This is a genomic window from Winogradskya consettensis (assembly GCF_018332715.1).
Lineage (GTDB): Bacteria > Actinomycetota > Actinomycetes > Mycobacteriales > Micromonosporaceae > Actinoplanes > Actinoplanes consettensis.
The window spans coordinates 212,581-235,821 of the sequence record NZ_BOQP01000004.1 but is presented as its reverse complement, the minus strand read 5'-3'; the positions used below and the strand labels follow the sequence as shown (position 1 = coordinate 235,821).

The 23,241-nt window shown below is 69.9% G+C and carries 15 protein-coding genes; 12 read left to right on the top strand and 3 right to left on the bottom strand.

All coding sequences use genetic code 11. The features are described 5' to 3' along the window. Window positions 1-45: 45 nt before the first annotated feature. On the bottom strand, window positions 46-276 hold the full coding sequence (locus Aco04nite_RS04785; RefSeq protein ID WP_212995931.1) for a hypothetical protein: 231 nt from the start codon (window positions 274-276) through the stop codon (window positions 46-48). Next, a complete protein-coding gene (locus tag Aco04nite_RS04780) occupies window positions 273-1,364 on the bottom strand; it encodes an NAD(P)-binding domain-containing protein (RefSeq protein WP_212995930.1) in 1,092 nt (363 codons plus the stop codon). Before Aco04nite_RS04780 ends, Aco04nite_RS04785 begins: the two co-directional genes overlap by 4 nt. A gap of 138 nt (window positions 1,365-1,502) precedes the next feature. On the opposite strand from Aco04nite_RS04780, the gene Aco04nite_RS04775 reads away from it, so the two are divergent. From Aco04nite_RS04775 to Aco04nite_RS04765, 3 genes are read left to right on the top strand one after another with little or no spacing between them, the layout of a single operon-like run. After that, the gene (locus tag Aco04nite_RS04775) at window positions 1,503-1,811 is read left to right on the top strand and encodes a hypothetical protein (RefSeq protein WP_212995929.1); all 309 of its coding nucleotides are present in this window, start codon (window positions 1,503-1,505) and stop codon (window positions 1,809-1,811) included. A 28-nt stretch (window positions 1,812-1,839) separates the two neighbouring features. Then, window positions 1,840-2,481, top strand: a complete 642-nt coding sequence (locus Aco04nite_RS04770) for a hypothetical protein (protein WP_212995928.1) — start codon at window positions 1,840-1,842, stop codon at window positions 2,479-2,481. A 26-nt stretch (window positions 2,482-2,507) separates the two neighbouring features. Continuing rightward, window positions 2,508-3,644, top strand: a complete 1,137-nt coding sequence (locus Aco04nite_RS04765; protein WP_212995927.1) for a Fic family protein — start codon at window positions 2,508-2,510, stop codon at window positions 3,642-3,644. Window position 3,645: 1 nt separating this feature from the next. Here Aco04nite_RS04765 and Aco04nite_RS04760 read toward each other — a convergent pair whose 3' ends face one another. After that, on the bottom strand, window positions 3,646-5,094 hold the full coding sequence (locus tag Aco04nite_RS04760; RefSeq protein ID WP_244875755.1) for an MFS transporter: 1,449 nt from the start codon (window positions 5,092-5,094) through the stop codon (window positions 3,646-3,648). A gap of 98 nt (window positions 5,095-5,192) precedes the next feature. Here Aco04nite_RS04760 and Aco04nite_RS04755 point away from each other — a divergent pair, with 98 nt between their 5' ends. The 9 genes from Aco04nite_RS04755 to Aco04nite_RS04715 all read left to right on the top strand — a co-directional run bounded on the left by Aco04nite_RS04755 (window position 5,193) and on the right by Aco04nite_RS04715 (window position 23,228). Next, a complete protein-coding gene (locus Aco04nite_RS04755; protein WP_212995925.1) occupies window positions 5,193-5,819 on the top strand; it encodes a TetR/AcrR family transcriptional regulator in 627 nt (208 codons plus the stop codon). 174 nt (window positions 5,820-5,993) lie between these two features. Further along, on the top strand, window positions 5,994-6,674 hold the full coding sequence (locus Aco04nite_RS04750; protein ID WP_212995924.1) for an ABC transporter ATP-binding protein: 681 nt from the start codon (window positions 5,994-5,996) through the stop codon (window positions 6,672-6,674). Then, window positions 6,671-8,926 (top strand): FtsX-like permease family protein, encoded by a 2,256-nt coding sequence (locus tag Aco04nite_RS04745; RefSeq protein ID WP_212995923.1) that lies wholly within the window; start codon window positions 6,671-6,673, stop codon window positions 8,924-8,926. Before Aco04nite_RS04750 ends, Aco04nite_RS04745 begins: the two co-directional genes overlap by 4 nt. After that, entirely contained in the window at window positions 8,919-10,118 is a 1,200-nt protein-coding gene (locus Aco04nite_RS04740) for a sensor histidine kinase (protein WP_212995922.1), read from the top strand. The genes Aco04nite_RS04745 and Aco04nite_RS04740 overlap by 8 nt, the downstream gene beginning before the upstream one ends. Next, complete coding sequence (locus Aco04nite_RS04735) at window positions 10,115-10,774, top strand: response regulator (protein WP_212995921.1); 660 nt, start codon at window positions 10,115-10,117, stop codon at window positions 10,772-10,774. The genes Aco04nite_RS04740 and Aco04nite_RS04735 overlap by 4 nt, the downstream gene beginning before the upstream one ends. Before the next feature lie 393 nt (window positions 10,775-11,167). Beyond that, the gene (locus Aco04nite_RS04730; RefSeq protein ID WP_212995920.1) at window positions 11,168-11,338 is read left to right on the top strand and encodes a hypothetical protein; all 171 of its coding nucleotides are present in this window, start codon (window positions 11,168-11,170) and stop codon (window positions 11,336-11,338) included. Window positions 11,339-11,478: 140 nt separating this feature from the next. Continuing rightward, window positions 11,479-14,013 (top strand): BTAD domain-containing putative transcriptional regulator, encoded by a 2,535-nt coding sequence (locus tag Aco04nite_RS04725; protein WP_308161614.1) that lies wholly within the window; start codon window positions 11,479-11,481, stop codon window positions 14,011-14,013. Between the two features lie 63 nt (window positions 14,014-14,076). Continuing rightward, entirely contained in the window at window positions 14,077-22,662 is an 8,586-nt protein-coding gene (locus Aco04nite_RS04720) for a DNRLRE domain-containing protein (RefSeq protein WP_212995918.1), read from the top strand. Beyond that, window positions 22,659-23,228 carry a hypothetical protein gene (locus Aco04nite_RS04715; protein ID WP_212995917.1) on the top strand — a complete coding sequence of 190 codons (570 nt, stop codon included), beginning with the start codon at window positions 22,659-22,661 and terminating at the stop codon, window positions 23,226-23,228. Before Aco04nite_RS04720 ends, Aco04nite_RS04715 begins: the two co-directional genes overlap by 4 nt. The last annotated feature ends 13 nt before the right edge of the window (window positions 23,229-23,241 follow it).

Sequence of the window (23,241 nt, the reverse complement as noted above, 5' to 3'; positions counted from 1 at the left end):
CGCCCCCGGCATGAGTATCCCTACTCGTCTTCGCGATCTCGGCTGTCACGTCGTCGGCTGCCGCGTCGTCGGCGGAGCGGCTTCGCCGAGGTCAGCGTGGTCGCCGAGCCGAGCCGAGCCGTGCCGGACCCGGGGCGCGCCGACCGCGTCATAGCCGAACTCCTCGGCATGCCGGGTCGACGACAGGGCCTGGGCGAAGCGCTCGTCGGGCCGGATCTCGCGCCCGGTCACCGGGTTCTCGAGGTGGGGCGGGATGTCGAGGACCTGGAATCTCACGCGTTCACCTGGTCCCTGTCGAAATACTTGACGAGGGCGTTGACCGCTTCCCGCCCGGCCCGGTTGGCGCCCACTGTGGACTGCGACGGCCCGAACCCGATGAGATGCACGCGCGGTTCGCCCGCCACCTGCGTGCCGATCAAACGGATCCCACCGGTGTCGTTCCGCAACCCCAGTGGATCGAGGTGGGCGAGGGCCGCCTTGAACCCGGTGGCCCACAAAATGACGTCGACCGAAGTGAAAGACCCATCTGCTTCGCGTACGCCATAGGGCTCGATCGCCGTGAACATCGGCCGCCGTTCCAGCGCCCCACGCTCCTTGGCAGCGAGGGCGTACGGCGTCCACAACAGCCCGGTGTAGGAGACGACGCTGCCGGTGGGCCGCCCCGCCTCGACATCCGCGACGACTTTCGCGATCGTCTCCCGGCCGGCCTCGGCGTTGAACTCGTCGTCACGGAAAACGGGCTCGCGGCGCGTGTACCAGAACGTCGTCGCCGCGCGCGAGATCTCCTCGAGCAGCTGCACCGCGGAGATCCCACCCCCGACAACGGCCACGCGCCGCCCGTTCAAGCGCTCGGCCGCCACGTAGTCGTGAGTGTGCAACTGCAGCCCGGCGAACGTCTCCTGCCCCGGATAATGGGGGAGCACCGGATTGGTCCACGTGCCCGTCGCATTGATGACCGCCCGCGCTGACCAGGATCCGTGGTCGGAGTCGACTATCAGGGTGTCGCCGGGCCCCGGCCGTACCTGGAGAACCTGCACCGGACGCACGATCGGAAGCTCGGTGGTCTTCTCGAAGTCCGCGAAGTAACGCGGCACGGCGGTGCGGCTGGGCTCCCCGGGATCGAGCGGCGGCTTAGGAAACCCGGGCAGATCGAAGATCCCGTTGACGGTCGCCATCCGCAGCGACTCCCACCGGTTCTGCCAGGCCCCACCCGCCGCGGACGCGGCGTCCAGCACCACGAAGGTCCGCTCGCCCCCGGGCTCCACCAGCGCACTGACAAACCCACGCCGCTTCAGGTGATAACCGGCCGCAAGCCCCGACTGCCCACCCCCGATGACCACCACGGTCGCCTGTCGCCCGCTCATGCGCGCCTCTCGCTCCCGCCAACATCGCTGCCATGGACGCTATCCCCACCGCAGCCCCGCCGTCACAGTGTCGCGCAGCACGTCGCCGGGGCGATTAGTGGTATTTTCCGGACATCATCCCTCCCCCGCGAGGTTGCAGTGCTCACGTTCTACGTTGAAGATCAGAACCATGCCCGCGTACGACGGGTCGCGGACGACGCCGCCAACTCGTTCCCGCAGCTGGCACGGGCACGGGCGGCGGCGGGCTCACGGGTGCTCGACGTGGTCGATCCCTACGCGGACGCCATGTTCAACTTCATCCAGCTCGACCGGCTCATCGTCGAGCTCAAAGAACTGCTGGCCGAGGAGTCTCTACCCGGCGCCCAACGGGCCAAGGCCGAAGAGGTCCTGGGCGCCCCGACCGAAGCACGCGAGCTGAGCGGCTATCTGTTCATCGTGGGCGACTGAGGCACCCCTGAAATCCGATTGGTGGCTGATGGGAAGCGAGAGCGGACTCGTCGGGGATCGTGAAGGGTATCGTCGTCTCCGGGCCTATGCGTCGGCCACCTTCGATCTGTCGACGCGGTTCCCGGACATAGTCTTTCGCAGGCCTGGCCCGGTGACCCTTTTCTGTCAGTTCGACTCAGTTCTCGGCGAGGACTTCTGGCCCGCCCTCAGCGAACTGGCCCGCCTGCACGATGACGATGACGATGACGTGATCGTGATCGTCATCGAACCGGATGGCGAGGATCATCATTTTCCCCGCTATGGCTGGTGGCCGGCTTTCTCGATGAGTACGGGCGCGGGTATTGATGATTACTCACGCGTCATACTCGAACCGCCGACTGGCGCCGGTCAGGCGTCTTTCCTCTTGAGCGGTGACATTGTGGCCGTGACCGGCCCATCGGGGAAATGGGGAATCTGGGGTGAGCGCGACGCGGAGTTGGCCGCCGTGCAAGCCAGCGTTGCCTCGGACGTCTTTCAGCGCTGGGGTGAGGAGTTCGGGCCGTTCCTACCCGCCGTCGAAGCCGTCACCGAATACCTCCCGCCCAATTTCAACGTCGAGGTCGATCCGCTCGCTTATGTAACCACCTTGGTGGCGAGCTACCAGCCCGACAACTCTCCGTCCCGACGGTGATGCTACTGGCGTTGTAGCATTGGCGCATGCTGTACGCGATGCCGGCGCTGGATGCTGCGGACCTCCGGGTTCTGGGTGAACTGGGTGAGATGCGTGCCGAGCTTCAGGCGCAGCTGCGGTCCAAGCCGCACTGGGAGGGCCAGCTGCGGCGGAGCCTGTTCGCGGCGGCGATCCAGGGTTCCAACACGATCGAGAACATCACGATCAGCAGTGCTGACGCGCGGGCGTTGGTGGAGCGCGCTCCAATGTCCGCTGAGGCCGGCGACGAGACGCAGCAGGCGGTCATCGGCTATCGGGACGCGATGACCTATGTGCAGCAGGCGCCGTTGATGGGCTTCTTCGATTATTCGGAGATGCTCCTGTCGGCACTGCACTTCATGATTACGAAGTATCAGCCCGCGAAGTGGCCGGGACGCTACCGCGCCGGTGGGATCTACGTGACGAGCAGTGACCCGCTGGAGCCTGCGTACACCGGGCCTGACGCTGACCTGGTTCCCGGGCTCATGGGCGAGCTTGTCGAGTGGCTGCGGGACGGTGACCTCGATGCTCCGGCGTATGCACGAGCGGCGATGGCTCATCTCAACCTGGTGGCCATCCACCCCTGGCGGGACGGCAACGGGCGCACGGCGCGGGCGCTGCACACGCTGGTGCTGGCCCGGGTGGGGGAGTTGGCTCCGGAGTTCTCCTCGATCGAGGAGTGGCTGGGCGAGCAGACGAACACCGTCCTCTACTACGAGGCGTTGCGGTCCACGCAGGACGGCACGTTCCAGCCGGAGCGGGACGCTCACGCGTGGCTCAGGTTCGTGTTCGGCGCGCATCATCGGCAGGCGCAGCGCGTGAAAAGGCGCCACGACTGGACCGTGCTTCTGTGGAACGACCTCGCCGGACTGGCTGCTGAGAGGGGGCTGCCTGAGCGGGTGGTTTCCGCGCTCTATGGTGCCGCGGTCGGCGAGGTCCGGCGTACGACCTATCAGCAGGACGAAGGACTGAGCCGGGACCAGGCCATCCGTGACATCCAGGCGTTGACGCGTGCCGGGCTGCTGGTGCCGCGCGGTAATGCGACCACGCGGGTCTACGTGCTCGACGGTGCCGCTACGGACGTCGCCGAGGCCGCGGCCGCCGCAGTGCGCGGGACCGGCCGCGACCCGTACGCGAAGGGGTGATTCAGCGGCTGGCCAGGCCGGCCGCGCCGAGAACCTCGTCGGCCTCTACTTCGGGGACCGTGAGTTCTGGCCGGCGGGTGCGGGGCAGCGCCAGGCCGACCATGACGGCGGCGATGGCCGCGAGGATCGCGCCGGTTACGAAGACGGCGACGAACTGGGACTCGTGGGGCAGTGGAACCGGGCCCGGGATCGGGTTGCGGGTGACCATGGTGACCACGAAGGCGGTGCCGAGGGACATGCCGATCGAGCGGGAGATGGAGTTCACGCTGTTCGCGATGCCGGTTTCGGCGGGTTCGACGTGGGCGATCAGGAGTGCGGGCAGGGCGGCGTACCCAAATGTCACTCCGGTGTTGACCATGAGGGCTCCGACGATGATCTCCCAGGTCGCGGAGTGCAGGACGGTGAGCATCGCGAAGCCGGCGCCGGCCACCGCGGCCGCGATCACCAGGGTTGACTTCGCGCCGAAGCGGACGACCAGGCGGCCGCCGAGGGGTGCGGAGATCACGCCGCCCGCGGTGCCGGGCAGCAGGTAGACCAGGCTGGCGGCGAGCACCGACGCGCCGAAGCCGTAGCCGGCGAGGTCGTGCGGGGTTTGGACGAGGGCCGAGACGGACAGGAACACCGCGAACATCGAGAAGCCGAGGAACAGGCCGGTCGCGTTGGCCACCACGAGCGGGCGGTGGGTGAGCATCCGGGTGCTGATCAGCGGGTGGGTGGTGCGGCGTTCGAAGAGGACGAAAGCGGTGAGTACGACGACCGCGCCGGCCAATGAGCCCAGCACGCGGGCCGATCCCCAGCCCCAGCCGTTGCCTTCTTCGAGGGGGAGGATCAGCAGCACCAGGCCGAGTCCGAGCAGGGCGGCGCCGGTCCAGTCGAGGCTGCCCGTGGCGGCGCCCGCGCGGCGGGGGAGCAGCCACACGCCGGCCATGCCGATCGCGGTCAGCGCGGTGGCCAGCCAGAACAGGCGGTGGTAGTCACCGCCGTGACGCATCAGGAGGCCGGTGACCACGAGGCCGAAGCCGGCGCCGACCGAGAGCATGCCGCTGACCAGGGCCATCGCACCGGTGAGTCGTTTCGGGTCGAGCTCCTCGCGGAGCATGCCGATGGCCAGGGGAAAGAGTCCGAAGCTGGCGGCCTGGGCGACCCGGCCGGCGAGCAGCAGCGGGAGGCTGGAGGTTGTGGCGGCGAGCACCGAGCCGAGCAGGACGACGGTCAGCACGCCGAGCATCACCGGGCGGCGGCCGAACAGATCGCCCAGGCGGCCGAGCATCGGGGTGAACACCGCGGCGGCGAGCAGATTGGCGGTCACGACCCAGCTGGCCGCGCTGGTGGAGACGCCCAGGTCGGCCTGGATATTCGCGACGACCGGGACGACCAGGGTCTGCAGCGCCGACACGAGCAGCACCGCGTAGGAGGCGACGGGTAGCGCGAGGCGCGCTCTGTTGGTCATGGGACCGAACGTAGACGCGTAGCCGAGCATTATCAACGTCGTGTCGAAAATAAAAGATGGAGCGTCGATTCCGCCCGATGGACTGTAGAATCGGCGCCGTGCCAGCCATCAACAGCCGCCGCGCCCCCACGAAGGGCGACCAGCGGGAGCAGTCCCTGATCGATGCCGCACGAGCGGTCTTCCGGGACAAACCGATCGGCCAGGCCACCATCGACGAGCTGGCCGGGGCGGCCGGCATCGCCCGGTCCGGCTTCTACTTCTACTTCGAGTCCAAGCAGGCGCTGCTCGCCGCGCTCGTCGACCAGCGGCTCGCCGAGGCCGACGACGAGACGGCCGAGTGGCTCGCCGCCGAGGGCCTCGGCCGCGACGAGCTGCGCCGCGGCCTGGCCGCGGGGCTGGCGAGATGGAAGGTCGACGGGCGCTGGCTGAGCGAGGCCTTCATCTCGCCCGATCCGGGCCCCGAGGTGATGCACGTCCGCGCCCGGTTCGTCGACGAGGGCTGCACGCTGTTCAGCAAGCGCATCCAGCGCGACGCCCGGGCCGGCCTGACGGTGGGCGGCTCTCCCGACCTGATCGCCAAGATGGCCGTCCACCTGCGCGGCATCATGTTCGCCGACGTCTACGCCAATCCCGGCGCCTACGACGAGGACGAACTGATCGACACCCTCACCGACGCGATCCTGCGCCTCGTCTACGGCGCTGACCCCACCGAAGCCGGGCGCTGACCCGGCGTCACCGTCGTTTCAGGACCCCGAGAGGGGTAGCCCTTTGGTCGTATGAAGGCACGCGTGTACGCCTCAAGTCGTACACGAGAAGCCATCTTTTGTGCGGACGCCCGCGGGCCGTTCCGTTCCTAACGTGGGAGGCGTCCTCGAACGCCGACCGCCCTGGAGCGTCCCTTGTCCCCACCTCTGCTCGCCGCGGAAGATCTGAGTAAGTCGTTCGGTGTCACCCGGGCGTTGAACGGGGCGTCGTTGCGGGTCTCCCCGGGCGAGGTGCTGGCGCTCACCGGGCCCTCGGGGTCCGGCAAGTCGACGTTGTTGCACTGCCTCTCCGGGATCCTCGCGCCGGATTCCGGGCGGGTGCGCTACGACGGCCGGGAGCTGACGACCCTGACGGACCGCGAGCGCAGTGCCCTGCGGCGCCGGGAGTTCGGGTTCGTGTTCCAGTTCGGTCAGCTGGTGCCGGAGCTCACCTGCCAGGAGAACGTCGAGCTGCCGCTGCGACTGAGCGGGGTGCGGCGGGCCGGAGCGCGGGGGCCGGCCGCCGAGCTGCTCGCCCGGCTGGGGGTGAGCGAGGTGGCCGGCAAACGTCCTGGGCAGGTGTCCGGCGGGCAGGGGCAGCGGGTCGCGGTGGCCCGGGCACTGGTCACCGGTCCACGCGTGATCTTCGCTGACGAGCCGACCGGGGCGCTCGACTCCCGCAACGGTGAGCAGGTGATGGGCCTGCTCGTCGCCGCCGCGAGGGAGCGGGGGAGCGCGGTGGTGCTGGTCACGCACGAGACCCGCATCGCCGCGTTCGCCGACCGGGAGGCCGTCTTCCGTGACGGAGCCGCCGTCGAACGGCAGGGCGCGCGGTGAGCGCCGCCGGTGATCTGGCTCTGGGCGTGCGGCTGAGCGTCGCCGGAGGCCGTTCCGGCTGGCTGCGGCTGACCCTGATCGCGGCGGGGGTCGGGTTCGGTGTCGCGATGCTGCTGCTCATGGCGGCCGCCCCGACGGCGAGCACGAACCGTCAGCAGCGGCTGGCCGACCGGGCGATGGGTGTCACCGCCGAGCGGGCCGGGCCGGGCACGCTGCTGGCTCTGACCACGCAGACCCGGTTCCGTGACGAGGCTGTCCGGGGCAGGATCCTGCGGCCCGAGGGTGACCGCGCGCCGGTCCCGCCCGGGGTCGACCGGGTGCCGGCGGCGGGGGAGATGGTCGTGTCACCCGCCCTGGCAGCGCTCATCAACGGGCCCGGTGGTGCGGTGCTGGGCGATCGGTGGTCCGCCCGGGTGGTCGGCGTCATCGGTCCGCGGGGGCTCTCGGGGCCCGACGAGGTCTACTTCTACGTGGGTTCCGGCACGCTGACCCGGGACGACGGGGCCGCGCGGATCACGTCGTTCGGCGGTGGGGCCGCGCCGGTGACCGACCCGGCGATCGTGGTGCTCGTCGTGATCGGGTCGGTGATCATGGTGCTGCCGGTCCTGGTGTTCGTGACGACGGCTGTGCGGTTCGGCAGTGAGAGCCGGGAACGTCAGCTCGCCGCGGTCCGGCTCGTGGGCGCGGACGCCGCGATGACCCGGCGCATCGCCGCCGGTGACACCCTGATCGGCGCGGTGCTGGGGCTCGGGGCCGGCGGGCTCGGGTTCCTCGGGCTGCGCCGGGTAGTGGGGGGTCTGCTGCCGGTTGACTTCAGCCCGTACCCGTCGGATCTGCGGCCTGTCCCAATCCTGCTTCTCTTGATCGTGGTGCTCGTGCCGGTGGGGGCTGTGCTGGTGACGCTTGCCGCGTTGCGCCGGGTCGTCATCGAACCGCTCGGTGTGGTGCGGCAGAGCGGGGCGCGGCGGCGCCGGATCTGGTGGCGGCTGATTCCTCCGGCCGTCGGTGCGGCTCTGCTCTATCCCCTGCTCGATGATCCGGCGGGGTCGGAGGCGCAGCTCGCCGCCGGAGTGGTGCTCCTGCTGATCGGTGTGGTGGTGCTGCTGCCCTGGCTGGTGCAGGCGGTGGTGCGGGGGCTCGGCGGTGGCAGCGTCGCGTGGCAGTTGGGGATCCGGCGTCTGCAGCTGGACAGCGACACCGCGGTGCGGTCCGTCTCGGGCATCGCCGTGTCGGTGGCCGGGATCATCGCCATTCAGGGGATCCTCGCCGCATCCGTCGCGGCGAACAACGGTGTGCAGCCGCCGGACGACCGCTTCCAGGCGGTGGTCTACACCAACGGCGCTGACGGGACCGGCTGGGAGGCCGCCCTGGTCGGCACGCCGGGGGTCCGGCAGGTGCGCACCTCCGGTTACGCCGAGCTACGCCAGGACGGCGACGATCAAGCAGGCGTCACCGTACGCGTTGGCGACTGCGACACACTGCGTCAGTACGCGCCGTTGCCGTCCTGCACGGACGGTGACAGTTTCGCCGGCACCATGTCCGGCTGGTACCAGACCACGGTGCTACCGCCCGGCGCGAGCGTGGGGGTCTACGGCACCGACGAGAAGAAGCCGTTGTCGCGGTGGGAGGTGGCTGCCGGCCTGCCGGTTGTCGAGCAGTACACGAGCGACGCGGGGCCCGTGGCGTTCCTGGCGACGCCGTCGGCGCTCGGGATCCGGGGCGGGCTGCCCGTCGACGCGTACCTGCTACGGCTGGATCCCGCAGACCCGGACGCGATCGAACACGTCCGCAACACCATGATCCGGCTGGATCCGGCGGCGCCCCTGCAGCTGTTCGGCGACGACCGGGTCGGTAACCAGTTCGCCGGCGCGCGGCAGGTCGCTCAGGCCTGCGCGGTCCTGCTGCTGCTGTTCATCGGCGCCAGCATGCTCGTCAACGTCACCGAGCAGTTGCGCGAACGGCGCCGGCTGCTGGCCGTCCTGGCCGCCTTCGGCACCCCGCGGCGCACGCTGTCGGCGGCGGTTCTCTACCAGGTCGCCGTCCCGGCCACGGTCGGACTGCTGCTGTCGGTCATCGTCGGCAGCAGCCTCTCGGCGGTCCTGCTGGCGGCCACCCATGGGCCCGTCGACCTCGACTGGCCGGTGATAGCCGGGATCACCGCCGCGGTCGCCGCGATGGTCGTAGCGGTCACCGCGGGTAGCCTGCCATTGTTGTTCCGCCTCCTTCGGACACAGGAGTTGCGTAGTGAATGACCTGCTCGGATTCATGTTCTCGCGGCGCCGAGTCTCGCCGGCCGACCTGCTCGTGTCGGGCTCGGTGGCCGCGCTGGCCACCTGGTGGTGGCACCGGTCCCCGCTGAGCGGCCTGCTCTTCGGCGTGCTGGCCGGGTTGCTGCTGCTCGCCCGGCGCCACCGTCCGCTCATCGTGCTCGCCGCGGTGATGGTGCTGACCGTGCTGACGGCGAACGTCGAGGTCGGCGGAACGAAACTGCACGAGGGCATGCTGCTGCTCACGGTGGGCATCGCGATGTACGCGGCTGTCGTGCACGCGGCGACCCTGCGTGGCGTGATCGCGGGCGGCCTCGGCGGGCTGCTGTTCGCGAGCCTGCTGCTGTCGGCACACCCCAACACCGACGCCGGCTGGCAACCGGTCCGGCTCGGTGACCTCGTGCACAACGCCGCGACGATGCTCGGTTTCGCTGCCGTCGTCTGGGTGGCCGGGCTGACCGTGCGGTTCGCCCGCGAGCGCCTCCGGAGCACGGAACGGGAACGGGACCATGTGGCCCGGCTCGCGGTGGCCGAGGAGCGCACACAGATCGCCCGGGAACTGCACGACATCGTCGCCCACTCCCTGTCGGTGATCGTCCTGCAGGCGAACGGGGCGGCGTACGCGTTCGACCACGATCCGGGCCGCGCCCGTGAGGCGTTACGGACGATCGGCGCGACCGGCAGCGACGCGCTGGAGGAGATCCGGCAACTCGTCGAGTTGCTCCGGGGTGCGGGCGACGGCTCGTTCGACCGCAACCCGGTCGCGCTGGACCAGATCGGCGCCGTGGTCCAGCGGGCCCGGGACGCCGGCCTGACCGCTGAGCTGATCGTCGACGGTGCGCCGCCCGAGGTCCCCAGCGCGGTGGCGCTGGCGTTCTACCGGATCGTGCAGGAGTCGCTCACGAACACCCTGAAGCACGCGGGCCCGGCACCTACGGCGACCGTGCGGGTGCAGAACCGGCCGGACTTCATCCAGATCGACGTGACCGACACCGGGACCACCATCGACATGGAGAACTACGGCGGGCACGGGCTGATCGGCATGCGCGAACGGGTGTCCCTGCACGGGGGCAGCTTCGACGCCGGCCCCGGCCCGGACGGCGGCTGGCGGGTCCACGCCCGCATCCCCCTCACCGCGGACCGGACGGTGCCGGCAGACCGGGCGGTGCCGGCATGATCCGGATCCTGCTCGTCGACGACCAGCACCTCATCCGGGCCGGTCTGCGGATGGTCCTCGACTACCAGGAGGACATGACCGTGGTCGGAGAGGCCGGTGACGGCGCCGAAGCACTGCGGCTGCTCCGGACAACCCCGGCCGACGTCGTCGTGATGGACCTGCGGATGCCCGTGCTCGACGGCGTGTCCGCGACCAGGCAGATCTGCGCGGCCGGTCCGCTGCCGAGGGTTCTGGCGCTGACCACGTTCGACACCGACGACGACGCGTTCGCCGCCCTGCAGGCAGGGGCCAGTGGCTTCCTGCTCAAGAGCGTGCCGCCGGAGGAGTTGCTCAACGCGATCCGCGTGGTCGCCGGCGGCGAGGCGGTGGTCGCACCCCGGGTCACGCGCCGGATGCTGGACCGCTTCTCCGGGCGCCTCGTGGCCGCCGGTGCGACGGCGGCGGACCTGCCCGGCCTGACCGAGCGCGAGCGCGAGGTCATGCTCCTGGTGGCGGAGGGGCTGTCGAACGCCGAGATCAGCACCCGCCTGCAGGTGGCCGAGGCGACGGTGAAGACCCACGTCGGCCGGATCCTGGCGAAACTCGGGCTGCGCGACCGGGTGCAGGCGGTGGTCTACGCGTACGAGTCGGGGCTGGTCCGGCCCGGCAACGGGTAACGCCCTCGATCTCCTGGGGTTCCGGGCGGAGCTCGGGTTGCCGCCCGCCCGCCACGGCTCCGGCGGCGGTGCGGCTGGGGCTGGGGCTGGCGGGATCGGTCGAGCTGCAGGCGTACAGCAGGCATCTGGTCCCGGAGCTTGCGGACCGGAGTGCTCGGCGGCCGCTGGTGGGGTTCATGAGGCTGTCGGCCGCGCAGCGGGCCGGGGTTGATCCGGGCTGCGTGCCTGGCTGGACGCGGGGGAGGCGCTGGTCTACTTCGGAATCGGCAGCATGCCGGTGCATCACGGTGGGGCGGGGTCGACCGCGGCGTCGCTCGGGGCGGGACTGCCCACCCTGGTCTGCTCGGTGTTCTCGGACCAGCCGTTCTGAGGCGGGGTCGTGCGCGGCTCGGCGTGGGTGACACCTTCCGCTTCACCGAGCCTTCGGTACGCCGTCTGGTGCGCGCTGCCGAGCCGCTGCTCGGTGAGGATCCCGCACGCCGGGCGAAGGTGCTGGCCGGGCGGCTGGCGACGGAGAACGGCGCGGCGGTCGCGGCGGCGATCGTGGAGAGGAGCGCCGTGTGATCCGGGATCGGCGGGCCTTCGACGCCTGGGGTGGGACGTGGCCGGGCAGTTGTTATTGATTTGATTAACGTCAATGTTGAGCGGGGTGATGTTGATCTTTATGGTTCGCTATTGTCGGCGTCGGAACGGGGCGCTCGGGGGTGGCCGGAGTGGGTGGACAATGGCGGGAAGTGGCCGGGGGATCGGCGGGCCGGGTGGGCGATCTGATCCTTGCTTACCGGCAAAGGTTGGGGCTTACGCAGGAGCAGCTGGCGGGGCGCAGCGGGCTGAGTGCGCGCATGGTGCGCGACCTGGAGAGCAACCGGGTCACCACGCCGCGGGCGCGGTCGTTGCGGCAGCTCGCGGCGGCATTGGAGCTGTCCGCCGAGGAGATCGCCGGGCTCGGGCCGCCGGTGCTGCGGATCGGGGTGCTCGGGCCGCTGGTCGTCACTCGCGGCGGTCAGCAGGTGACGGTGGAGAACGAGGATTCGCGCCGGATGCTTGCCCGGCTCGCATTGCGCCCGAATGCATTCCTTCCGTTTGACGAAGCAGCCGCAAAGGACGAGGAGAACGCGCAGGAGCTGAGCCGGAAACTCGGACCGGGAGTTCTGCATGTCGAGCAGGACGGCTGTCTGCTGCATGTCGAGCGGGAGGGTGTGGACGCCGCGCGGTTCGTCGACCTGCTCGAGGCCGGGGACGCCGCCCAGGCCCTGCGGTGCTGGCGTGGTCCGATCGCGGTGGAGCTGGGCGGCGACGCCCTGGCCAAGGATCTCGGGCGGCGCCGGGTGGCCGCCGCCATCGCCTGTGCCCGGGCGGACGACACCGATGTGCATCGTGACCTGATCGCCGAGGTCGCGGCCGCTGAGCCCCTGCACGAGCCGTTGCACGCCGAGCTGATGCTCGCGCTGGGTCGCGCGGGGGACCGGGCGGGGGCGCTCCGGGCGTACGGTCGGATCAGCCGGCGCCTGGCCGCCGAGCTGGACGTCGCACCGGGTGACCGGCTGGCCGCCGCCCATCGGCAGGTCAGTGATCCATTGCGGGCCTGGGTGACGCCGGCGCAGCTACCCCGGGTGCCCGAGGGGATCGTCGCCCGGCCGGAGCTGAGCGCGGCCCTCGACGCGGGCGCGGAGGTGTGCGTGGTGACCGGGCCGGAGGGGATCGGCAAGTCAACCGCCGTGCTCGACTGGGCGCACCGGGTGAAAACGTCCTTTCCGGATGGTCAGATCTACGTGGCGCTGGGGCACCAGGTGGCTCCGGAGCGGGCGGTGCTCGGTGCGCTGGGGGTGCCCGCGGAGCTGATTCCGGCGAATGCGGCGGCGCTCTACCGCAGCGTGCTCGCGGGCAGAAAAGTGCTGGTGGTGCTGGACGGCGCCACCTCCGCCGCGCAGGTCCGGCCGCTGCTGCCCGGCGGCGCGGGCTGCCGGACCGTGGTGACCAGCCGGGAACCGTTGCCGGAGCTGCTGGCCACCGAGACGGCCGGCCTGGTCACGGTGGGGCCGCTCACGCCGGGGGAGGCCCATGAGGTTCTCGTGCGGCGGGTCGGTGCGCGGCGGGTCGCCGCCGAAGCCGGTGTCGTGTCCCGTTTCCTCGCGGGGTGCGGCGGATCGCCGTTGGTCATCGCCGCGGCCGCCGCCCGCGCCGCCACCATGGCGTCCGCGCCCCTGTGCACCGTCCTGACCACCGCGCCCGCCCGCCACGGCCCTGACCTGCGAACGGGCCTGGCCGCGGCCCGGCACCTCGACCCGCATCGGGCACCGCTGCCCGCCGTCGAGGAGGTGCACACCGCTGACGAGGCGCGTGCCTGGTTCGCCGCCGAGCACGACACCCTGCTTGCCGGTCTCGGCAGGGCGGTGACCGCCGGCCGCGACGGGGACATCCGCGGGCTGGCCTGGCTGCTGCGTGATCATCTGGACCGCGGCGGGCACTGGTCGTCATGGCTGGCCGTCGAGCAGGCCGCGCTGGCAGCTGCCGTCCGCCAGCACGACGAGGCGGGGCAGGCGACGGTGCTGCGCAATCTGGGGGAGGCCTGCGCCCGGCTCGGCCGGGACGACGAGGCCGCGGGCTGTTTCCGCCGCGCCACGCAGCTGAGCCTGGCGCTGGGGGACGGGATCGGGCAGGCGCACACGCTGCTCGTGTCGGCGCCGCTCAGCCCTCCCCGCGAGGCGCTGGAGCAGACGCTGACCGCGCTCGGGCTCTTCCGCCGGGCCGGGAGTGCGGTCTTCGAGGCGCGGGCGCTGGCCGGGGTGGGCGGGGCGAACGCGCGACTGGGCCGGCACGTCGCCGCGCTGGCCCACTTCCACCGGGCCCTGGCGCTGAACGACGGGCTCGACGATCCGGCCGGGCGGGCCGCCATGTTGGCCGGCATCGGCGGTGTGCACCGGCGGATGGGTGACTACACCGAGGCGGCGCGGTGCCTGACCCGGGCGCTGGAGGCGCACCACGCCGCCGGGGACCTGCTCGCGGAGGCAACCGTGCGGGCGGAGCTCGGCGACGTCCATCACGCGACCGGGCGCCGGCAGGCGGCGGCCACGGCGTGGCGGGCGGCCGCTGCGGCGCTCGACCGGCTCGGCCACCCGGATGGCGCCCGGATCCGCAGCAGGCTGACCGCCCACCGGGTGCGCCGCAGGCCGGCGACCGACCGGCAGTTGCGAGCGGCAGTTCCCGCCAGCGACCCGGACGGCCCCGCCGCGCATTGACCGGGATCGCTCCGCAGAGGAATCTCGGTGCGCCAGATCAGGCCGAGCCATGGGGGAGCGGTTTTGCGTTCACGGCTGATCACGGCGGCTGCCGCCGTCGTACTCGTCATCTCCGGAAGTCCCGCACAGGCGCAACCCGCCCGCGAGCCCAGCCCACAGCCACCGGCGGGCACCGTCCTGCGGCCACCGGCGGTCCAGGGCCGCGAGCTCGCCGCGTCGCAGCCGCCACCGGCCGGGGTGCTGCCGGCCGCCGACCGCCCGGTGCCCGCGAAGGCGATCCCGGCCGCACGCCGCGCCAAGGAGCTGACCGGGCGGCGCACCGCGACCACCAAGACCTATCAGCTGGCCGACGGGCGGCTGCAGACCGAGACCAGCCGCGAGCCGGTGCACTACCGCGACGGCAAGGGCCACTGGCAGGACATCGACACCAGGCCGGCCGCCACCACGGCGGCCGGCTACCGCTACGCCGCGACGAAGAACACGTTCGGCAGCAGCTTCGGCGACCGCACCGACCGGCTGCTGAAGTACACGCTGCCCGGCGGGCACGGCCTGACCATGGGCCTCGACGGCGCTGCCCGCGCGGCGAAGCCCACCGCCGACGGCGACACCGTCACCTACGCGGGGGTCGCGGGCACGGCCGACCTCGAGTACGAGCTGACCCGTACGGCCACCAAGGAGAAGATCGTCCTGAAGGCGCCCCCGGCCGGGGCGGCGAGCTGGACGTTCACGCTGGACCTCGACAAGGTCCGGGCGGTTCCGCAGGCGGACGGCTCGGTGGCCTTCTACGCCACGGACGGCGTCGGGCCGGCGCTGTTCACGATGCCCAAGCCGTACATGTATGACAGCAAGCCCGACCCGCAGTCACCGACCGGCACCGCACTGAGCCAGGCGGTCACCCAGCGGGTCACCCAGGCCGGCGGCCGGACGCTCGTGACGATCACCGCGGATCCCGCGTGGCTGAGCAGCCCGGAGCGCACCTACCCGGTGGTGGTCGACCCGACGATCAAGCTGCAGCCCACGATCGGCAAGGCGCAGGACGTCATGCTCGCGTCGGACACGCCCACCACCAACTACGACAACGTGTGGCGGCTGTCGGCCGGCGTCAACACCGCGGGCACGTTCCGGTCGCTGACGAAGTTCGACCTGTCGCAGATCCCCGCCGGCGTCCAGCTCGACTCGGCGCAGCTGCAGATGTACTACGACCAGACGTTCGGTGGCGCCGACGACTTCGAGCCGGTGTTCGAGGCCCGCAAGGTCACCGCCGCGTGGGCGGAGAACACCGCCACCTGGAACACCACGGCGGCGAGCTTCGGCGAGGTCGGTGACAACACCGAGCGGGTCGACGACGTCAACACCGCGAAGATCGTCAAGGTCGGCCCGTGGAGCGGCGCCGCCAGCGGGGACAAGTCCCAGGCGATCAACGGCACCTATCTGATCAACTCCGACACCAAGACCGGCGACTCGGTCACCTGGGTGCCACGGCTCACCGAGTCCGGACAGTACGAGGTGCAGGTCCACTACGTACCGGGCAGCAAACGCGCCACCAACGCCCCCTACACCGTCTCCTACGACGGCGGGACGGCCGTGCGCCCGGTCAACCAGACCGGGGGCAGCGGCAACGGCACCTGGCTGTCGATCGGCACGTACCCGTTCAAGGCCGGAACCACGCACAAGGTCACGCTCGGCGACGTCGCCGGCAAGGAGGTCGTCGCCGACGCCGTCCGGTTCGTCAAGCGCGCCGAGGCGACCAAGGTGCTCAGGCAGACCAACGTGTGGCACTCGTTCAGCGTCCGCTCGATCGTGCAGAAGTGGCTCGACGGCGAGGCCAACAACGGCTTCATGGTCAAGGCCAAGGACGAGACCAAGGTGTGGGGCGGCCCGCGCTACGAGAGCGGCGACTTCTCGTACGGCGGCGAGGACGACCACGGCCCGAAGCTGATCCTCACGTGGGGCCGCCCCGGTGTGAGCATCAACCCCGTGACCACCGTCCGCGCAACGGGCGCCGACCTGTCCTGGACGACGTACGCGGACCCGTCCACCTCACCCGACGACGACCTGCTCGAATACGAGGTCCACGCGAGCAAGGAGCAGAACTTCTGGCCCTCGGCGGCGACCCTCGTCGCGCCCGTCCGGGCTGGGCGCACCACGTACAACGACACCCACGCGGCACCCGGTGACCAGCTGTTCTACACCGTGGCGGTGCGCACCCGGGACGGTGCGCTGCTCCCGTCGCCCACCGAGATGGTGAAGCTGCCCGCGGCGGGGCAGGTCGTCAAGTTCTTCGGCGGCGCCGACGACAACACCCTGACCAGCGCGAAACCCACGAACAACTGGGACACCCTGGACTCCGGCGGCGAGCTGCAGATCGGCAACAAGGGCACCACGTACGGCACGAGCCGCGCCGTCGTGAAGTTCCCCAGCATCACCGGCCTGCCACCCAGGGCGAAGGTGCTCGACGCCGAGGTGGGCCTCTGGGGCTGGTACGCCGAGGGCGCCAACGCCGGCGCGACACCGTACGAGCTGCGCGGGCTGACCCGCGACTTCAACGAGACCACCTCGACGTGGAACAGCGCGCAGAGCGGCACCGCGTGGACCACCGCGGGCGGTGACTTCGAGACCACGGTGCAGTCCACGGCGGCGTCGATCAGCGGCGACCCGGGCTGGACCCAGTGGGACGCCGGGCCGCTCGTGCAGCGCTGGGTCGACACGCCCAGCACCAACAAGGGCGTGGTCATCAAGGTCGCCAACGAGGCCGGCAACGAGCAGCGGTCGCTGTTCCTGTCCGCCGAGGCTCAGGAGCCGGCGCTGCGTCCCCGGCTGCGCGTCGTCTACACCGCGCCGGACAGCACGAGCACCTACTACGCGCCCACCACGCCGGGCCGGATGATCCCCGCCGACCAGTACCTGGTGCCGGTCACGCTGACCAACACCACCGGCGCGGTCTGGTCGCCCGCGGACTGGGTGGTGTCCTACCGCTGGCAGCGCCAGGACGGCACCGACGTCACGACCGCCGGGAACCGCATCGAGACGCCGCTGCCCTCGGCGCAGGCACCGGGCGGCGTGGTCACCGTGACCGCGACCGTCAGGGCACCCGACTCCGGCGACGACGGTGACCGCCGCGAGCCGTACGTCCTGAAGTGGGAGCTGCGCAACAAGACCACCGGGCAGTGGCTGTCGCAGACCACGACCATCGAACCGCTCGACCAGAGCGTCGCCGTGGAGGACCCGACCTCCGACCAGCTCGGGCTCGAGAAGTTCTATCACTACGCCGGGGGCGGCGCGGGTGCCGGTGCGACCGTGATGGTCAACCAGTTCTCGGGCAACGCGGTGGTCGGCTACAACCCGATCAGCAACCCCAGCCAGGGGGTGTCGACGTTCGTCCGGCTGACCTACAACAGCCAGGACACCTCCACCTCGTACGCCGGCCTGGGCTGGTCGCTGTCGACCTCCAGCGTCGTACGTCTCGGCTCGCCCCTGGAATTCCGCGGCGGCACCACCACCTGGCCGCAGCAGGTCGCGATGACCGACGGCGACGGCACGACGCACCTGTTCAACCTCGACAAGCACGACAGCACCAACACCGCCGACTGGCGATACGTCCAGCCGTCCGGTGTGCACATGTATCTGCAGCGCACCAACAGCGGCGACACCACGCAGGCGTGGACGATGACCCGCCCGGACCGCAGCCAGTTCGTCTTCGACGAGCAGGGCTTCCAGACCGCGGTCCGCGAGCGCAACGGCAACAAGCTGACCTTCACGTACGAGCGCCGCACCGTGAACAACCGCACCACGAGCGTGCTGCGTTACCTGACCGACCCGGCGAACCGCCGCACGCTGACGCTCGACTACTACGCGGCCGGGGACAGCTATGAGGCGTACGTCGACGGCACCAAGCAGTCGCTGACCGACCTGCAGAACCCGGCGATCATCGACCAGGTCAAGGCGATCACCGACATCAGCGGCCGCCGGGTGTCGTTCGTCTACAGCGACGCCGGGCTGCTGCGCGAGGTCGCCGACGCGGCCGACCCGTACAAGATCAAGACATTCGCGTTCGCCTACGACGAGTCCGAGGGCTCGACGAACGCGCGCCTGACCAAGGTCACCGACCCGCGGGCGTCCAGCGGCACCAAGGTCGCCTACAACGAGCCCGGCGACGCGTTCCAGCAGGGCAAGGTCAACACGGTCACCGACCGGCTCAACAAGCCCATGTTCTTCGAGTACGCCGACCCGGACGGCACGGCCAGCGGCGCGGTCACCTCGACGGTCACCGATGCCAAGGGCCGCATCACCGAGAACGCCATGGACGGCTACGGCCGGGTCACCCGGATCACCGACGCCAAGCAGCGCACCACGCTGCTCGGCTGGGACGCCGACAACAACGTCACCCGGCTCGACGAGCCCGGCGGCGCGGTGACCACCTGGCGCTTCGACCAGACCACCGGATATCCGCTGGAGATGCGTGACCCGGAGGCCAACAAGAACAACACCCCGTCGACGCGGATGGGCTACCAGTTCGGGCTCGCCGGGCACACCGCGGACCTCACCGAGAAGGTCTCCGCGGAGGGGCGGCGCTGGCTGTTCGCGCACGACGCGGTCGGCAACCTGACCTCGGTGACCGACCCGAAAGGCACGGCCACCACGACCGCCGGTGACTACGCGACCAGTTACACGTACGACAGCGCCGGGCGCATGCTCACCACGACGGACGCCAACGACAACGTCACCGGGTTCACCGACTACGACGTCGTGGGTTACCCGAAGACGATCACCGACGCGCTGACGAACGCCACGAAGTACACGTACTCCTCGACCGGCGACGTCCTCACGGTGACGGACGCCAACACCAAGACGTCGACCTACACGTACGACGGGTTCCGGCGGCCGCTGACGACCAAGGTTCCCAAGGACGCCACGGCCGGGCGGTACATCACCACGCCGGCGCCGAGCTACGACGCCAACGACAACGTGCTGCAGACGACGTCGCCGACCGGGGCGAAGACGACCGCCACGTACGACGCGCTCGACCGGCAGAGCACGGTCGCCACACCCAAGGACACGACGACCTCCGACGCGCCGACCACGAGGTACGAGTACGACCAGGTCGGCAATCTCAGCCGCGTCACCGAGCCCAAGGGCACCCTGACCCCGGCCGACACCCAGGACTACGTCACCAGCTACGTCTACAACGAGCTGAACCAGGTCACCGACGTCGTCGACGCCCTCAACGGGCGGGTCAGCGCGACCTACGACCTGGCCGGCAACGTGGTCGCGCAATACGACCAGCGCAAGAACGCCACCGCGGACACCACGGACTACACGACGAAGTTCACCTACGACCTGAGTCACCGGCTCAAGACGACCATCGACGCCAAGGGGTTCACCACCGGCCAGGAGTACGACAAGGACGGCAACCCCACCGAGTCGTACGACCAGGACGGCAACCGCACGTACACGAAGTACGACGAGCGCAACGCCGTCGTCGAGAAGCGCGTGCCGTACTCAGCAGGCGTCTACCGGACCACCCGCTACGGCTACGACGAGGTCGGCAACCAGAACCGCGCCGAGAGCCCGCGCGGCGTCGACACCACCGGGGACACCGAGGACTTCACCACCGTCACGCTCTACGACAAGCTCAACCGGGCGAGCGAGGTGCAGCAGCCGTACGACAAGGCCGACACGAAGTTCAAGACGCCGGCGGTCACGAAGTACACGTACAACAAGGTCGGGCAGTTGGAACGGGTCTCCGCCCCGCCGTCGGAGAACGAGACGGTGCGCAACGACACCGTGCAGACGTATTTCGACAACGGCTGGGTCAAGACCTCGCAGGACGCGGCGTGGAACATCACCACGACGTACGACTACGACGACAACGGCTCGCAGACGTCCCGGGCGATCAGCGCGACCGGGGCAACGACGCGGCAGATGACGTGGACGTACTTCCCCGACGGCAAGCGCAAGTCGACCAACGACAACGGCGCCGGCTCCGGGACCCCCGCCAAGGACTTCGCGTTCTCCTACGACGTCAACGGCAACCTGACCCAGATGCTCGACAACACCTCGGGCGCGGCAATCGGGACGTACGCCGTGGGCTACGACGGCGTCAACCGCGTCGCCGGTCTCGAGGAGAAGAACGGCTCCACGGTCAAGAACACCACCACCTTCGAGTACGAGCCGAACGACCTGCTCAAACGGCGTACCCATGACCTGCAGGTCTCCACGTACACCTACGAGCCGCAGCGTGACCTGGTCGCTCAGATCAAGAACGCGGAGACGCTCGACGACCCGAAGCCGAAGTACACGAAGTACGCGTACACCAGGCGCGGTGAGGTCGACACCGAGACCAAGGGCAACAACAACGTCGTCACCAGCGACTACTTCCTCAACGGCGCCAGCCGCAGCACGGTGGAGAAGAAGTCCGACGGCACGGTGGTCAACCAGCACACCTACGAGTACGCCGCGAACGGTCAGAAGTCCAAGGACGTCCAGCACAAGCAGAACGCCGACAACAAGACGGCCTACCTGGACACGACCAGTACATACGCGTACGACCCCCAGGACCGGGTCCGCACGGTCACCAAGACCGGCAGTGGGGCGTCGACCGAGAGCTACGTGCACGACGCGAACTCCAACGTCGTCAGCCAGACGGTCGGCGGGACGACCACCGCGTACACGTACAAGAAGAACCGGCTCGAATCCGCGGCGGTCGGCAGCGCCACGGCGAGCTACGCCTACGACCCGTACGGGCGGCTCAAGACGATCACGTCGGCCGGCACCACGCTGGAGAGCTACACGTACGACGGCTTCGACCACGTGGTCAAGAACGTCAAGAACCCCGGCGACAAGACCACTGACTACAAGTACGACCCGCTCGACCGGATGTCCACCCGCACCTACGGCGGCAAGACCACCACGTACGCGTACCTCGGCCTCACCAAGGACGTGTCCGCGGAGCTCGAGGGCACCAAGGTCGTCAAGTCCTACCAGCGCGGCCCCGGCGGCGGCCTGCTCTCGCAGATCAAGACGAACGCCGACGACACCAAGGAAGACTCCTACACCGGTTACGACGGCCAGTCGGACATCGAGCAGATCACCGACGACAAGGGCGACGGCCGCGCCACGTACGGCTACACCGCCTACGGCAAGAACGACACCGCCCAGTTCACAGGTGCCGACAAGCCCGACGCGAGCAACCCCGAGAACCCCGACAAGGTCCCGTACAACTCCTACCGTTTCCAGAGCAAGCGCTACGACCAGGCAAGCGGCGACTACGACATGGGGTTCCGCGACTACGACCCCGGCATCAACCAGTTCCTCTCCCGCGACAACTACAACGGCGCCCTCGCCGACCTCGGCCTCGCCGCCGACCCCTACACCGGCAACCGCTACGCCTTCGCCGGCGGCAACCCCATCTCCAACGTCGAACTCGACGGCCACAACTTCCTCACCGACGCCGCCGACGCCATCGGTGACGGCATCAAGAACGTCGTCAGCGACGCCAAGAAACCAGCCAAGGAATTCGGCTCGGCGTTCGTCGATCACGTCAAGGGCAGCGTCAAGGAGGGTCTGAACACCTACGCGGAGCTCGACGACTGTTCCTCCGGTGACAGTGACAGCGCCTGCAAGAGCCTCGAGAACAAGGCCAAGCAGGCGGGCGAGCTGTTCGACAAGATGGAGGACTGCGGCTACGGCGGCAGCAAGGGCGCCTGCGGCCAGGTCGAGAACGCCGCCGGTTGCGGCAAGGGCACCTCCGGCGCCACCTGCGCCGGCAACCTGACAGCCCTCGGTGTCGAAGCCTTCGTCGGCAACAAGCTCGGCAAGGGACTCACCTCCCGCACCGGTGCCAACTGCCTCAGCAACAGCTTCGCGGCAGGGACGCTGGTCTTGATGGCCGACGGCAGCACCAAACCCATCGAGGACATCGACGTCGGCGACAAGGTCCTCGCCGGCGCCCCGGAGGAGAACGACACCGAAACCGAGCCGGTCACCCGCACGATCACCGGCACGGGCGACCGCGACCTGGTCACCCTGACCATCGACACGGATCACGGCAGAGCCCGCGTCACCGCCACAGCGGCACACCCGTTCTGGAACGCCGACAGGTCCGACTGGATCGACGCGGCCGAACTCCGGTCCGGCGACCACGTCACCACCTCGGACGGCAAGCAACTCACGATCCGCACCACCCGGCACTGGACCAGGCATACCACGGTCCACAACCTGACGGTCCAGGACATCCACACGTACTACGTCCTGGCCGGTGACACCCCGCTCCTCGTCCACAACTGCGGGAGGGGCGCGCCGGACCTCGCCAAGCGCACCGACATGGCGAACAGTGGCATGCGCAAGCCGAGTGCCAAGGCAGAGACCACCAAGTCCGGGCAGGAATACCAGAAGCATCAGCTCGACGCGAACATCGGGCCTCGCGGCGATCGCTTCCTACCCACCGTGAAGGGTCCCAAGAACCTCGAAACCGCCGGCCAGAAGCTGCTCGACGACATCACCTTCCACCCGCAGGGCCTCGAAGATGTACCGTCCGGGGGGCAGCATGCCGGTACAGGTACCCGGATCATTCGACCAGACGGGGTGGGAGCGGTGTTCGACAGCGGTGGCCAGTTCTCCTACTTCGGCAAGTTCAGGTACGAACCTTGACCGGCCCCATCCTGCGCACCGACCTGGCGCGGATCGCTGAGCTGCGATCCGCGCTGGTCGGGGAGCGTCTGGAAGACGTGGCCTACGGCCAGAGCGCCTACGCGGGATACGCAGATCCTCAGGACGGCGACATTCACCAGGTCGACTTCGCGTTGCTGCTGCGCCTCCCGTCGCAGGTCATCACCATCACCTGGGCACGGGACGACAGGGTCGAGGGACTGTCGACGTCGGCCACGGAGCCGCACTACGACGGCGATGACACCGTTCTCGTGCCGGCGACGTCAACGGCATGGGCGGTGGTGATCGGCCAGACCATCGCGTCCGTGGACCTCGGCTGGCAGATCAGCGAGACCGGTGTTCCGGAAAGCCTGTGGGGACTCCGGCTCGGGTTCCCCGGGGATCGGCGGGTGGTTGTCGCCCTCGGTGAGATCGGTCCGGATGCCGCGGCCTGGTACCACCCGGACACGCTGGTCGTCCTGTTCGACGAGAAGGATTTGACCCGGTACCGAACCCTTGGCGGGGCAACGCCGGTCACCGGCCCGATCCTGTTCGAGGATGCGTCGTGACGCCGGTGGGTCC